Genomic DNA, 14,722 nt, shown 5'->3' with positions numbered 1-14,722 from the left:
CTTTGCCGCATTCGCCGAACGGGGAATGGCGTACGGCAGGCCGGACGCATTGAGCGCTTTCCACCAATGCCTGGAGGCGCTACCATAGCGCCTCTTTTTTTTCCGGATAACGATATGCGTGTTCTACTGGCGCCGATGGAAGGCGTGCTCGATTCGCTGGTGCGCGAGCTGCTGACCGAGGTTAACGATTACGATCTGTGCATCACCGAATTTCTGCGCGTGGTGGATCAACTGCTGCCGGTAAAATCGTTCTACAGGCTGTGCCCGGAACTGCATCATCAGAGCCGCACGCCGTCCGGCACCCGCGTGCGCGTCCAGCTGCTGGGACAATATCCCGAGTGGCTGGCGGAAAACGCCGCCCGCGCGGTGGAGCTGGGGTCGTGGGGGGTGGATTTAAACTGCGGCTGTCCGTCTAAGCTGGTGAACGGCAGCGGCGGCGGGGCGACGCTGCTGAAAGATCCGGAGCTGATCTATCGCGGTGCGAAAGCCATGCGCGAAGCGGTTCCCGATCATCTGCCGGTGACCGTCAAGGTGCGACTCGGCTGGGACAGCGGCGAACGGCGCTTCGAAATCGCCGATGCGGTGCAGCAGGCCGGGGCCAGCGAGCTGGTGGTTCACGGCCGCACCAAAGAAGATGGCTACAAAGCCGAACGCATTAACTGGCAGGCGATCGGTGAGATCCGCCAGCGTCTGACCATTCCGGTGGTGGCCAACGGCGAGATCTGGGACTGGCAAAGCGCCCAGGATTGTATGGCCGTCACCGGCTGCGATTCGGTGATGATTGGCCGCGGGGCGCTCAACGTACCGAACCTCAGCCGGGTGATCAAATACAACGAACCGCGCATGCCGTGGCCGCAGGTGGTTCAGCTGTTGCAAAAATATACCCGCCTGGAAAAGCAGGGCGACACCGGTCTGTATCATGTGGCGAGAATTAAGCAATGGTTAGGCTATTTACGCAAGGAATATAGTGAGGCGCTGACCCTGTTTAATGAAATTCGCGCCCTGCAAACATCTGCTGAAATAGCGGCGGCCATCGCCCGCTATTAAACACCATACTGTTATTTGCTTCACATATTATTACTTGCCTGCCTATTGCTGGTAGGCATGAGTTGAATAAAGTGATAATGTGCGGTCAATCAATTCAGGATTGCTACTGAACCCAGGCAAAACCTAAGCATTTTCGTCATTCGTGGCGGAAAGTGCTTAGGTTTTTTTTTGGCTAAAATTCAATGGTGAAAAAATGGTTATGTAAAACAATGGGTTGTAATTAACTTTTTCTCTGGCATCGTCGCGGTTTTATTACCGGCGGACGCCCTTTGCCATTCATTTTTTAAAAAAGAAAACAGGTAAATAAATAACCTGGGGATCCCCTTTGTTTTTATTCAGTCACGGTGGATATCACAATGCATAACAAAAAAATAAATCAGCTTTTGATCGGCGCGGCGCTGGCGGCAATGGTGCCTGCCGTCAGCGCCGCGGAAACTCCGGCCTGGAACGGCAGCGTGCTGGGGTTCGAAGCCGGGCAGCAGGGGCTGCTGGGCGATATGCTGGGCATTCGTCCGATCCTCGAAGAGAACGGCTTTCATTATAATCTCGGGTATCTTAACGAGATGGCCTACAACGCCGGCGGCGGTTACGACCATGATAAACACCTGGCCTATATTGACCAGGTGGCGCTGACCTTTACTCAGGATCTGGAGCGCTGGACCGGCATACCGGATGCGCGTCTCGAAGGCAACATCGTCAACCGTAACCACGATGATAACCTCACCACGAAACGGCTGCAGGATCCGCGGGTCAGTTTCAACGATCTGTCGCAGGAGAGTTGGGGCGGCGGGTCGATCACCCGCCTCGGCTGGCTGACCTTTGCCCGCAGCTTTGACGACCGTCGCCTGACCTGGCGCATCGGCATGATGAACAAGGTGCAAACTTTCGACCAGATCATTCCCTGCGATTTTCAGCTACTGACCCAGTGCGGTGGGAAATCGGCCAACTCGCTGACCTGGAATAACTGGAACATCCACACCTGGGGCACCACCCTGGAGTACAAGCTGAGGCCGACGGTCACCCTGAAAGGCGGGGTGATGGAGCAAAACCCGCAGGCTACCGCGCGCAGTCACGCCTGGAGCGGGTCGACGAAGGGCAGCAAAGGCATTTTACTGCCGATGGAGATCGAAACCCGTCCGCTGATGAATGGCCTGCCGGGAGCCTATAACCTGGGTGTGGTCTGGACCAACGCGCCGCAAACCGACCTCTACAGCGGCAAATCCGGCGGCGCCGGGGCGACCGATCCGCAAGGCTACGCCGAGCACGACAGCACCTGGTTTATGTACGCCGGCCTGAACCAGCAGATCACCCGCCACGCCGACGACCCGCTGCGGGGGATGAGCGTCTCGCTGAGCGGCAGCCTCAGCGACCAGCGCAGCAACTATATCCACTCCGCCGTCGCCGCCTCCATGCGCTACCGCGGGCTGTTTGACGCCCGCCCGGAGGACTGGATTGGCTTTGGTCTGACGTGGATCGACATGAGCAGCCACTACGCACGTAACCAGCGCTATATGAATCAACTCAGCGGCGCCACCGACTATAACGATCCGGCTTACCAGCCGGTGGCCGGTCATTCGCTGAACGGCGAGCTCTATTATCGCTTCCGCCCGGTTTCCTGGCTGGAGCTGCAGCCGGGCCTGCAGTACTGGCACCGTCCGGGCGGCGTTGCGCAGACCCAGGACGCATGGGTGGTGGAGTGGAAAACGGTGGTGACTTTCTGATAGTCGCGATCTTAATCACGTTTTTACACTTGTCAGGTTGAGCGCGCAGCAGAAGTTGTTACAGTGCGGGTGTTGGATTGCAACTGCTGCGGCAGGCAAAACCTGATCACCTGGCGTTTCGTCGGGGGTCAGGTTTTTTTGTTTCTGGGGTCTATATGCAAATCGCCAAAGTACTCAATAACAATGTGGTGGTGGTTCTTGACGAGCACCGGCGCGAACAGGTGGTGATGGGGCGAGGGCTGGCCTTTCAGAAACGCCCGGGCGACGTGCTGGACGACAGTAAAATTGAAAAAGTCTTCGCCTTACAGAGCGATGAACTGGTAGGCCGCTTAGGTGAGTTACTCAGTCAGATACCGTTAGAAGTGATGACCACCTGCGATCGCATTATCGACCTGGCACGCGGGCGGCTGGGCAAGCTACAGGAAAGTTTGTACATCACATTAACGGATCACTGTCATTTTGCTATCGAGCGGCAGAAAAAGGGCATCGCACTGCGTAACGTGCTGCTGTGGGAGATTAAGCGGCTGTATCCGAAGGAGTTCGCGCTGGGTCAGGAGGCAAGGGCCATTATTGCCAAAAGGCTTGGTGTGGAGCTGGCGGAGGATGAAGCCGGATTTATCGCCCTGCATCTGGTGACGGCGCAGCTCAACAGCGAAATGCCGGAGGTCATGCACGTGACCCGGGTGATGCAGGAGATCCTGCAGCTGGTGAAGTATCAGCTGCAGCTTAACTATGACGAAGAGTCATTGAGCTATCAGCGCTTTGTCACTCATCTCAAGTTCTTCGCCCAGCGGATGCTGACGCGCACGGTGGTGGAAGATGACGACGTCTCGCTGCACAGCGCGGTGAAAGATAACTACGCTAAAGCGTGGAAGTGTGCGGAAACGGTGGCGACGCATCTGCAAAAGCAGTATCAGCGGTCGCTGACCACCGAAGAGATTATGTTTCTTGCCATTCATATCGAACGGGTAAGAAAAGAGGGGCGTTAATTCCCCCCAACAAAACTGGATTGTTACTGCATGATGCAGGCAAAACCTGAGCGCGACGCCCACCGGCGTGGTTCTCGGGTTTTTTTATTTTTTACTACTCAGTCGCCGGTTGTCTGCGGGCAGCGGCAGTAAGGAAAAGAGCATGGAATATAAAGCACTCGCGCAGGATATTCTCAACCGCGTCGGCGGCAAAGAGAACATTGTGAGTCTGGTTCACTGTGCGACACGTCTGCGTTTTAAACTGAAAGATAACGGCAAAGCCGATGCTGAAGGGCTGAAGGCCAATCCGGGCGTCATTATGGTGGTGGAGAGCGGTGGCCAGTTTCAGGTGGTGATTGGCAACCACGTTCACGACGTCTGGCTGGCGGTGCGCCAGGAGGCGGGGTTAAGCGATGACAGCGAACCGGTTGCCGGGGAAAAAGCGGCCAAAGGATCGGTGTTAAGCCAGCTTATCGACATCATTTCCGGCATTTTTACACCGTTTATCGGCGTGATGGCGGCGACCGGTCTGCTGAAAGGCCTGCTGGCGCTGGCGGTGACCTGCGGCTGGCTTACGCCGGAGCAGGGGACTTATAAAATCTGGTTTGCCGCCAGCGACGCGCTGTTCTTTTTCTTCCCGCTGTTCCTTGGCTATACCGCCGGGAAGAAGTTTGGCGGCAACCCGTTTATCTCGATGGTGATTGGCGGGGCGTTAACCCACCCGCTGATGATTCAGGCCTTTGAGGCCAGCCAGGCGCCGGGCGCGGCGGTGGAGCACTTTCTCGGCATCCCGGTGACCTTTATCAACTACAGCTCGTCAGTGATCCCGATTATTCTCGCCTCGTGGGTCTGCTGCTGGCTGGAGCGCAAGAGCAACGCGCTGTTGCCGTCATCGATGAAAAACTTCTTCACCCCGGCGATCTGCCTGGCGGTGGTGGTCCCGCTCACCTTCCTGGTGATTGGCCCGGTCGCCACCTGGCTGAGCCATCTGCTGGCCAACGGCTACCAGTTCATTTATGCGTTTGCCCCATGGCTGGCGGGCGCGGTACTGGGCGCCATGTGGCAGGTGTGCGTTATTTTTGGCCTGCACTGGGGGCTGGTGCCGTTGATGATCAACAACATGACAGTACTTGGTCACGACTCCATGCTGCCGATTATTCTTCCGGCGGTGATTGCCCAGGTGGGGGCGGTTCTGGGGATTTTGCTGGCCACCCGCGATGCGCGTCAGCGGATGCTGGCCGGTTCCGCCTTCTCTGCCGGGCTGTTTGGCATCACCGAGCCGGCTATCTACGGTCTGACCCTGCCGCTGCGTCGTCCGTTTATCTTCGGCTGTATCGCCGGTGCCATCGGCGGGGCGATCACTGCCTTCAGTAATAGCCATGCTTACTCATTCGGTGTGCCGAATATCTTTTTCCCGGCGCAGATGATCCCGCCCGGCGGCATTGACGCCAGCGTCTGGGGCGGGCTTATCGGCACCGGCGTGGCTTTCGTGCTCGCCTGCGTACTGACCTTCTTCGCCGGCATGCCGCGCGCCAGCGCTGCACCGGGCGCCGTGACGGTAGCCCCGGCCTCGGCAAACGATATTCTGGCGCCGATGAGCGGCAGCGTTATCGCCCTCGAGCAGGTGCCGGACAGCACCTTCGCCAGCGGCCTGCTCGGCAAAGGCGTAGCCATTATCCCGGCGGTGGGCCAAGTGATTGCGCCGTTCCCGGGCGAAGTGGCTTCCCTGTTTCAGACTAAACATGCCATCGGCCTGCAAAGCGACAGCGGCATTGAGCTGTTGATCCACGTCGGCATCGACACGGTCAAACTCGACGGCGTGCCGTTTACCGCACATGTCAAAGAGGGCGACAGGGTGCAGGCCGGCGATCTCCTGATTGAGTTCGATCGTCAGGCGATTCTGGATGCCGGTTACGACCTGGCGACCCCGATCATTATCAGCAACAGCGACGACTACCGGGAAATTGATACGGTGGCGTCCAGCGCCGTCGAAGCCGGCCAGCCGCTGTTGTCAGTCAGCCATTAATCACAGGAGAGAGAGATGAAAACATTCCCGGCGGATTTTTTATGGGGCGGCGCGACCGCGGCGAATCAGGTGGAAGGGGCTTATCTGGAAGAGGGCAAAGGCTTATCCACCTCCGATGTGCAGCCGCACGGCGTGTTCGGCGAGGTGGTCGAGCGCGTACCCGGCGACAGCGGTATTAAGGATGTGGCGATCGATTTTTACCATCGCTACCCGGAAGATATCGCTCTGTTCGCCGAGATGGGCTTTAACTGCCTGCGGGTGTCCATCGCCTGGACCCGCATCTATCCCAACGGCGATGACGCCGAGCCCAACGAAGCCGGTCTCGCGTTCTACGACAAGCTGTTCGACGAGATGGCGAAGCACAACATCACCCCGCTGGTGACGCTGTCGCATTATGAAATGCCGTGGGCGCTGGTAAAAAACTACGGCGGCTGGGGCAGCCGGGAGGTGATTGGTTTCTTTGAGCGCTACGCCCGCACGGTGTTCAGCCGCTATAAAAATAAGGTCAAATTGTGGCTGACCTTTAACGAAATCAATATGTCGCTGCATGCCCCGATGACCGGCGTCGGCCTGCCGGCCGGCAGCAGCAAAGGCGAGGTGTATCAGGCGATTCACCACCAGCTGGTGGCCAGCGCCCTGGCGGTTAAAGCCTGTCACGAGCTGGTGCCCGAGGGCAAAATCGGCAATATGCTGCTCGGCGGGCTGATGTATCCCCTGAGCTGCAAACCGGAAGATGTGTTTGAGACGCTGCAGGAGAACCGCAGCTGGCAGTTCTTTGGCGACGTGCAGGCGCGTGGCGCGTACCCGGGCTATATGCAGCGCTTTTTCCGCGACAACGGCATCACGCTCACCATCACCGATGCCGATCGCGAGGCGCTGAAAACCACCGTCGACTTTATCTCCTTTAGCTACTACATGACCGGCTGCGTCACCGCCGACGAGGCGCTGAACCAGCAGGCGCGCGGCAATATTCTCAGCATGGTGCCGAACCCGCACCTGGCGAGCTCGGAGTGGGGCTGGCAGATAGACCCGCTGGGCCTGCGTACGCTGCTGAACGTGCTGTGGGATCGCTATCAGAAGCCGCTGTTTATCGTGGAAAATGGTCTGGGCGCCAAGGATAAGGTGGAAGCCGATGGCAGCATTAACGATGACTACCGCATCAGTTACCTGAACGACCATCTGGTGCAGGCGCGGGAAGCCATTGACGATGGCGTTGAGCTGATGGGCTTTACCAGCTGGGGGCCGATTGACCTGGTGAGCGCCTCGAAGGCGGAGCTGTCGAAGCGCTATGGCTTTATCTATGTCGACCGTCATGATGACGGCACCGGCACCCTGGCGCGCAGTAAGAAGAAGAGTTTTGACTGGTATAAAGAGGTGATTGCCAGCCGCGGCGCCAGCCTGAAAGCGTAAAGCATGCCCGCCCGGCCATCGCCGGGCGGGGGATTAGCCCGGTTTACGCGCGCGCAGTAAAAAGATCATCGGACGTTCTTTCTCTTCATCCAGGGCGGGCTGTTGGACAATCTGTTCGGCGCTCGGACCCCACTCATCCAGCTGCTCCAGCACAAAACCCGCGGCGATAAGCGCGTTTATCCAGCTTGAGAGCTTGCGATGTTGCTTGATGACGCCCTCGGCAAACCAGTTGCTGACGCGCTCACCCTCCTGCTGATAGTGACTGACCGGCCAGCTTTTCTGTCCCTGGTCATCCACCCGCCAGCCCTGCTGCAAGGGGGCGGTATAGATGGGATGTTCGGCGGAAAAGACCAGGGTGCCGCCGGGAACCAGCGCCTGCTGCAGGGTGGCGAAGAGCGGGGCAATGTCCGGTAAATAATGCAGCGCCAGCGAGCTGTAGACCAGATCGCAGCTGTTGGCGGGCAGCGTCAGGGTTTGCAGATCGGCGCAGCGGTAGACAATCTCATCCCCGCGGGTCATCTCCCGCGCCTGCGCCAGCATGCGCTGGGAGATATCAAAACCGGTTATCTGGCTGGCTCCCTGCTGCTGTGCCCAGCGGCAAAACCAGCCGTAGCCGCAGCCGAGATCCACCACCCGCAAACCGGTTATCGGCGGCAACATTGCCTGCAGGGAAGGCCACTCCGGTGCGCCATCCAGTCCCTTCACCGAGCGATCGAGGGTCGCATAGCCGGCAAAAAACTGCGGGTCGTCATAAATATTCTGGCTCATATTCATCCCTTGAATTGATAAGGTTGTTTATTTTTAGCTAACTAATAATTTAGTCACACGCTTTACTAAACGCGTTTAATTCAATTAACTTATGATAACCAACCTGATTAAGTTATCTGACCTGTCTAATGAAATTGATATTAAATAAAAGCGTGCTGGCGGCATTGCCCCTGGCCATCGCGCTGGCTGGCTGCGCGCCATCTCATGAGGTTGCTAATCCGCCGCAGCAGCAAATTCCAGCCTCCCATGTTTCCATGGATCTCCCTGCCGCCGTGAAAAATGGCTGGCCGCAGACCGACTGGTGGAAAGACTACCACGATGCCCAACTGGATAATCTGATTCAGCGCGCACTCGCCAATGCGCCGGATATGCAAATTGCCGAACAGCGCATCAGGCTTGCCGAAGCGCAGGCGCGAATGTCGCAGGCGAATCTTGGCCCGGAGATGGATTTCTCCGCCGATGTTGAACGCCAGCGCATGTCGGCCGAAGGCCTGATGGGGCCGTTCGCCACCGACACCGACGGCAATACCGGCCCGTGGTACACCAACGGCACCTTCGGCCTGACCGCTAGCTGGGATCTGGACCTGTGGGGTAAAAACCGCGCGCTGGTGAAAGCGCGCATCGGCGAGCTGAAAGCCCAGGTGGCGGAGCAGGCCCAGACCCGCGAATTGCTTTCTGGCAGCGTGGCGCGCCTGTACTGGCAGTGGCAGACGGAAGCGGCGATTAAAGCAGTGCTGCAGCAGGTGAAGGGTGAGCAAAATAATATCGTGACGGTCGACAAGGCCCTGTTGCAGCGCGGGATCACCAACTCCGCCGAAGGGGCGGAGAACGATATTAACGTCAGCAAAACCGACCAGCAGCTGGCGGACGTGGCGGGCACGATGAAAGAGATTGAAGCGCGCCTGATGGCCCTGACCAACAGCCAGAGCCAGTCGCTGAACCTCAAACCGGTCAGCCTGCCGACGGTCAGCGCGCAGCTGCCTGATACCCTCGGCTATGAGCTGTTGGCGCGCCGCCCGGATCTGCAGGTTGCTCACTGGTACATTGAGGCATCGCTGAGCGAAGTGGACGCGGCGAAAGCGGCGTTTTATCCCGACATCAATCTGATGGCGTTCCTGCAGCAGGATGCCCTGCACTTAAGCGATCTTTTCCGTCACTCGGCGCAGCAGATGGGCGTCACCGCCGGACTGACGCTGCCGATCTTTGACAGCGGCCGCCTCAATGCCAATCTGGATATCGCCAGCGCGCAGAACAGCCTGTCGATAGCGCAGTACAACAAAGCGGTGGTGGATGCCGTCAACCAGGTGGCGAAAACCGCCAGCCAGGTCGAGACGCTGATGGCCAAAAGCCAGCAGCAGCAGCAGGTTGAAAAAGACGCCCAGCGGGTGGTGAACCTGGCGCAGGCCCGAATGGCGGCGGGGATCTTACCCGGCTCCAGAGTCAGTATGGCGAAGCTCCCGGCGCTGCAGGAGCGCATTACCGCATTGCGCCTGCACGGCCAGTGGATTGACGCCAGCATTCAGCTGACTTCTGCTCTCGGCGGCGGCTATCACCAGAGCGTGAAATAACCGGCGCAACGGCGCGCCTGCGGGGGCGCCGTTTAGTCTTTCTTCTTCCTTTCTCGCCGCCTGAGCCACCAGTGGGCGGCAACCACCAGTCCTACCGCGAGGATCAGCCAGATCCAGTGCTTCAGATGGGCGTCCAGATGGTGCAGCCACGGGCCAACCACCTCGCCGCCGAGATAGCCAATGGTGGTAAACAGCAGGGCCCACACCAGCGCTCCGACAATATTCAACGGCAGGAAAATGCGCGGCGGCAGGCGGCTGGCGCCGATCAGCAGGGGGCCGATTACCCGGAAGCCATACATAAAGCGGGTGCCGATGACAAACAGCCACGGCCGGTGCTGGATCATGCGCTGCGCTTTACGTATTCGCGCCTTCTGGCTGGCGAAACGGCGCAGAATGCGTCCCCCGAAGCGGCGGCCGACCAGATAGAGCAGCTGATCGCCAATCATCCCGCCGAGGGCGACGGCGATCACCACCAGGGGAAACTTCAGTAACCCCTGATGCGCTGCGACGCCGCCCAGCAGGGTAATGGTCTCACCTTCCGCCATGCTGCCGACGATCAGCGCCGCGTAGCCATACTGGGAAATCAGGTGATTGATATCCATAAACAGCTTATCTCCTTATCTCATCACCTGTTAATCATACACCCTGCTGACCAAAACGCGGTGACGCAGATTTTTTGTGCTGTACACAAAATAATCTGTAGGGTGAATTATACTTGGATCAGTGCAGTACGAAGCCGTGACAAGGGGGACGCTATGAACCATGTCTGGGGGCTCTTCGCTCATCCCAACCGGGAAATGAGCGTGATTAAGAGCGAGAATGAAACCATTTCTCATCACTATACGCACCATGTGCTGCTGATGGCGGCGGTTCCGGTGGTGTGCGCCTTTATCGGCACCACGCAGCTGGGCTGGAACTTCGGCGACGGCACCGTTATTAAACTGTCGATGTTGACCGGTCTGGCGCTGGCGGTACTGTTTTATGCCGTGATGCTGGCCGGGGTGGCGATCATGGGGCGGGTTATCTGGTGGATGGCCAGGCAGTATCCGCAGCAGCCTTCCCTGAAACGCTGCATGGTGTTTGCCGGCTATGTGGCCACGCCGCTGTTCCTGAGCGGGATTGTGGCGCTCTATCCGCTGGTCTGGCTGTGCGCGCTGATCGGTACCATCGCGCTGTTTTACACCGGCTATCTGCTCTATCTGGGCATCCCGACCTTCCTGAGCATTAACCGGGAAGAGGGGTTAAGCTTCGCCAGTTCGACGCTGGCCATCGGAGTGCTGGTACTGGAAGTGCTGCTGGCGATCACCGTGGTACTGTGGGGGTATGGTTACCGACTCTTCTGATCGCACGTCACTGGATAATATGCATTGCCGGCAAATATGTATTTTGTGTCGGCAATGCAGCATTTCTTCACGATTCTTATTAGGCACAGGGCCTTACGGCGCGGTATGATGGCGTTTGCCAGCGATGTTGCCCACTTAACCTCGCGGCGTACGTTCCATAACGTGCAAAAATACTTTTCAGAATGCCCATGATGCCGAAATTTCGAGTCTCTTTGCTCAGCCTGACCTTGCTGCTGGCTGTGCCTTTTGCGCCCCAGGCGTTAGCAAAAACCTCCGCGGCGGTTGCCGCCTCGCAGCCGGATATCGCCTCCGGCAGCGCCATGATCGTCGATCTGGCAACCAAAAAAATCATCTATGCCAGCCAGCCGGATCTGGTGCGCCCGATGGCGTCAATCACCAAAGTGATGACCGCCATGGTGGTGCTCGATGCCCATCTGCCGATGGATGAGATGCTGACGGTGGATATCAGCCATACGCCGGAAATGAAGGGGATCTACTCCCGCGTGCGCCTCAACAGCCAAATCAGCCGCCGCACGATGCTGCTGCTGGCGCTTATGTCTTCCGAGAACCGCGCGGCCGCCAGCCTGGCGCATCACTATCCAGGCGGCTACGATGCCTTCATTCGCGCGATGAACGCCAAAGCCCAGGCGCTGGGCATGACTCATACCCGCTACGTGGAGCCGACGGGCCTGTCGGTGCATAACGTCTCCACCGCCCGCGATCTGACCAAACTGCTGATCGCCAGCGAGCAGTATCCGCTGATTGGCCAGCTGAGCACCACCAAAGAAGAGACCGCCACTTTCGCCCATCCGGCCTACAGCCTGCCGTTCCGCAACACCAACCATCTGGTGTATCGCGATAACTGGAATATCCAGCTGACTAAAACCGGCTTCACCAACGCTGCCGGCCACTGCCTGATTATGCGTACGGTGATTAACCAACGCCCGGTGGCGCTGGTGGTGATGGATGCCTTCGGTAAATACACCCACTTCGCCGACGCCAGCCGCTTGCGGACCTGGATCGAGACCGGGAAAGTGATGCCGGTACCCGCCTCGGCGCTGAGCTATAAAAAGCAGCGCGAAGCGCAGATGGCAGAGGCGATGCTGAAAGGCGGCGCGCAGACCGCGCAGAACGATTAATCTGCCTGTCCCCCGGATGGCGGCGCATTGCGCCTTATCCGGGCTACGTGATTTGGCACCGGGTTCGCCGCTTTCGTAGGCCCGGCAAGCGCAGCGCCGCCGAGCAATATACCCGACACCGTGCCGCGTTTGTGCCGGATGGCGGCTCGCGCCTTATCCGGGCTACGTGATTTGGCGCCGGGTTCGCCCCCTTCGTAGGCCCGGCAAGCGCAGCGCCGCCGGGCAATCAGGCCGAGTGCCGGTGTTTGTGCAGTATGGCGGCTGACGCCTCTACGGAACCGCGCTGAACGGTAGCCCGGCTAAGGCGTTTACGCCGCGAGCCGGGGATTTGACGCCGGATATCACTCCGGCAGCGTCCAGTCGCCGTCACCCAGCGCGCGCTGCATAATCAACGTATCTCGCCAGTCGCCCATTTTGTAGCCCACGCTGCGCAGTTGACCCGCCACGGTAAAACCAAACTTTTTATGGATCGCCAGCGAACCGGCATTGTTATGGCCATCACCGATGATCGCCAGCATCTGCCGCCACGGGCCTTTCTCGCATTCGGCGATCAGCCGCGACAGCAGCGCGCTGCCGATGCCGCGCCCGCCCATCCCGGATTCCACGTAGATCGATTCCTCAAGCGTGTAACGATAGGCCGGACGAGGCCGATAGAAGGTGGCGTAGCAGTAGCCGACGATGGCGCCGCGCCACAGCGCCACCAGCCAGGGCAGCCCGTTATCGCGGACGGTTTTGATCCGTTTACGCATTTCGTCAACGGTAGGGGGGATCTCTTCAAAGGAAGCGCGGCCATTGAGCACGTGCCAGACATACAGCGCGGCGATGGCGTGCGCATCGTCGGGCAGCGCTTCACGAATTTCTAAATCACTGTCGAGTAACGGGGCCTCTGCGGGCATGGCGGCGCTCCTGAATCTGCCGGAGAGATATTCTCCGGCGTGCAGCGTAATACAGAAGCGCCAGGCTGAATAGTCCTGCCACTGATTATTGCGGATCCGCCGGGGAGACCGGCGTTGGTGCCGCTTCACCCCAGTATTTCTGCTTACTGGTTTTACCAATCCCCGGGTTCATGCTGTTGGTCGGATCGTTCTGGCGATAGAACTGCTGCAGGCTCTCCGGGGCCTCATACAGATGACCCACGTTATGCTCCGCCGGGTACTGGGCGCCGCGCGCTTTCAGCAACGCCAGCATCTGCTCTTTCAGAGCGTGGGCGTCGACCCCTTTCTTGACGATGTAATCCTGATGGAACACATGGCACATAAAGTGGCCATAGTAGAGCTTATGCACCAGCTGGCTGTCGATCTCCGGCGGCAGATGTTCGAACCACTCGGTATCGTTGCGGCGCAAGGCGATATCCAGCGCCAGAATATCTTCCACTTCGTCAGCATGCACCGCCTGATAGCGGATGGCCGCGCCGGCGGCGGCAAAGCGGTGCAGAAACGCCTTGCTGCCTTCCTCCGGCGTACAGGCGAAGAAATCCCCCTCGGCCTGCTGGAAGTATTCCGTCAGCCAGCGCTGCGCTTCTTCGATGCCATCCCCGGCCATCTTCAGCAGCAGATGATGTTCATATTTATCACGCCAGGTTTTCATCCGCTCCGGTAAGTGCGCCGGGAAGACGTGGCCGAGCTTCTGCATAAAGCGGTCGGTAAAGTGCGGCTTAAACAGCGAGACTTTCTCCAGCATCGCGTCGGTGCGCCCCTTCATGGTGAAGAAGAACGGCATTTTGTCGGTGCCGAGCTTGTCGATCATCAGGAAGGTGTCTTTGCCATACTTCTCGGCGATATCGTAAATATCGCGGTGCATATATTCCCCGGCCACCGGCAGATGCTGGAACTCGGCGAGGATATGGCGGCGGATCTCGGTCAATACCTGCGGCTGGTTGGTGCCAATGTAAAACACCTGCTGGCGTTTTTCCGCCGGGAAGGTATCCAGACGCGCGGCGAAAACCGCCAGCTTGCCGGCGCAGCCGGAGGATTCGAACAGGCGGTCCGGGTCGGCGTTGTAGCGCGCCGGGGTGTCGGCATCGACATCGCGCACGCGGGTCACATAGTCGTGATCGTGGGCGTGGCGGCCGTCGTGCAGCACATCGCTATCGCTGATGCGCTCGTCGTCGAGGCGGCTGAGGATCTGCTCCGGCGTGCTGCCGAGATCAATGCCCAGATGGTTGACCAGCTTCAGCTTGCCGTCGGCGTCAATCTGCGCGAACAGCGACATTTCGGTATAGGCGGGCCCGCGCTGCACCAGCGAACCGCCGGAGTTGTTGCAGATCCCGCCGATCACCGATGCGCCGATGCATGACGAGCCGATCACTGAGTGCGGCTCGCGACCCAGCGGTTTGAGCGCTTTTTCCAGCGAATAGAGGGTAGTGCCGGGCCAGGCCAGCACCTGCTCGCCTTTGTCCAGCAGATGCAGTTTATCCAGGCGCAGAGTGCTGATAATCACGATCTCGCGATCGTAATCATTGCCGTTGGGGGTCGAACCTTCGGTCAGGCCGGTGTTGGCCGCCTGCATCAGAATAATTTTATCGGCGTCTACGCAGGCGTTAAGCACGCGCCAGAGTTCCAGCAGGGTGCCGGGAAAGACAACCGCCAGCGCCTCGCCCTGACCGGAGCGGAAGCCTTTGCGGTAGCGTTGGGTTTTTGCCGGGTCGGTCAGCAGATGCGAAGGGCCAACCAGGCGCGCCAGATCCGCCAGAAACGTTTTATGGGTATTAGTGGGTGCAGATGACATGTTCC

The 14,722-nt window shown here is 58.9% G+C and carries 11 protein-coding genes and 1 pseudogene; 8 read left to right on the top strand and 4 right to left on the bottom strand.

Features of this window, described 5'->3' with window-relative positions:
- Window positions 1-114: 114 nt before the first annotated feature.
- From dusC to A1WC_RS08230, 5 genes and pseudogenes are all read left to right on the top strand, one after another.
- Window positions 115-1,047: a tRNA dihydrouridine(16) synthase DusC gene (gene dusC / locus A1WC_RS08210; protein WP_012541036.1), complete on the top strand. Its 933-nt coding sequence runs from the start codon at window positions 115-117 to the stop codon at window positions 1,045-1,047.
- A gap of 356 nt (window positions 1,048-1,403) precedes the next feature.
- Window positions 1,404-2,768 (top strand): carbohydrate porin, encoded by a 1,365-nt coding sequence (locus tag A1WC_RS08215; RefSeq protein ID WP_016161546.1) that lies wholly within the window; start codon window positions 1,404-1,406, stop codon window positions 2,766-2,768.
- 155 nt (window positions 2,769-2,923) lie between these two features.
- Window positions 2,924-3,757 carry a transcriptional antiterminator BglG gene (bglG, locus tag A1WC_RS08220; RefSeq protein ID WP_002912842.1) on the top strand — a complete coding sequence of 278 codons (834 nt, stop codon included), beginning with the start codon at window positions 2,924-2,926 and terminating at the stop codon, window positions 3,755-3,757.
- A gap of 30 nt (window positions 3,758-3,787) precedes the next feature.
- A pseudogene (bglF, locus tag A1WC_RS08225) lies at window positions 3,788-5,762 on the top strand (PTS beta-glucoside transporter subunit IIABC).
- 15 nt (window positions 5,763-5,777) lie between these two features.
- Complete coding sequence (locus A1WC_RS08230) at window positions 5,778-7,172, top strand: glycoside hydrolase family 1 protein (RefSeq protein ID WP_016161545.1); 1,395 nt, start codon at window positions 5,778-5,780, stop codon at window positions 7,170-7,172.
- Window positions 7,173-7,205: 33 nt separating this feature from the next.
- Here the strand turns inward: A1WC_RS08230 and A1WC_RS08235 are convergent, their stop codons facing one another.
- Window positions 7,206-7,940, bottom strand: coding sequence for a class I SAM-dependent methyltransferase (locus A1WC_RS08235; RefSeq protein WP_008804040.1), 735 nt, complete (start codon window positions 7,938-7,940; stop codon window positions 7,206-7,208).
- Window positions 7,941-8,068: 128 nt separating this feature from the next.
- Here A1WC_RS08235 and mdtQ point away from each other — a divergent pair, with 128 nt between their 5' ends.
- Window positions 8,069-9,508 (top strand): multidrug resistance outer membrane protein MdtQ, encoded by a 1,440-nt coding sequence (mdtQ, locus tag A1WC_RS08240; protein ID WP_016161544.1) that lies wholly within the window; start codon window positions 8,069-8,071, stop codon window positions 9,506-9,508.
- Between the two features lie 32 nt (window positions 9,509-9,540).
- Here mdtQ and A1WC_RS08245 read toward each other — a convergent pair whose 3' ends face one another.
- Window positions 9,541-10,110 (bottom strand): DedA family protein, encoded by a 570-nt coding sequence (locus tag A1WC_RS08245; protein WP_008804042.1) that lies wholly within the window; start codon window positions 10,108-10,110, stop codon window positions 9,541-9,543.
- 153 nt (window positions 10,111-10,263) lie between these two features.
- Here A1WC_RS08245 and A1WC_RS08250 point away from each other — a divergent pair, with 153 nt between their 5' ends.
- Window positions 10,264-10,851 (top strand): Yip1 family protein, encoded by a 588-nt coding sequence (locus A1WC_RS08250; protein ID WP_008804043.1) that lies wholly within the window; start codon window positions 10,264-10,266, stop codon window positions 10,849-10,851.
- 188 nt (window positions 10,852-11,039) lie between these two features.
- Window positions 11,040-11,990: a D-alanyl-D-alanine endopeptidase gene (pbpG, locus tag A1WC_RS08255; RefSeq protein WP_008804044.1), complete on the top strand. Its 951-nt coding sequence runs from the start codon at window positions 11,040-11,042 to the stop codon at window positions 11,988-11,990.
- Window positions 11,991-12,331: 341 nt separating this feature from the next.
- On the opposite strand, the gene A1WC_RS08260 is transcribed toward pbpG, so the two are convergent.
- Both A1WC_RS08260 and dld read right to left on the bottom strand, forming a co-directional pair.
- Window positions 12,332-12,886, bottom strand: coding sequence for a GNAT family N-acetyltransferase (locus A1WC_RS08260; RefSeq protein WP_008804045.1), 555 nt, complete (start codon window positions 12,884-12,886; stop codon window positions 12,332-12,334).
- A gap of 85 nt (window positions 12,887-12,971) precedes the next feature.
- Window positions 12,972-14,717, bottom strand: coding sequence for a D-lactate dehydrogenase (gene dld, locus A1WC_RS08265; protein ID WP_008804046.1), 1,746 nt, complete (start codon window positions 14,715-14,717; stop codon window positions 12,972-12,974).
- Window positions 14,718-14,722 lie beyond the last annotated feature (5 nt).

The sequence above is a fragment of the Klebsiella sp. KTE92 genome, assembly GCF_000398905.1.
In the GTDB taxonomy this organism is placed as follows: Bacteria; Pseudomonadota; Gammaproteobacteria; order Enterobacterales; family Enterobacteriaceae; genus Klebsiella; species Klebsiella variicola.
This window is presented reverse-complemented; position numbering and strand designations above follow the sequence as displayed.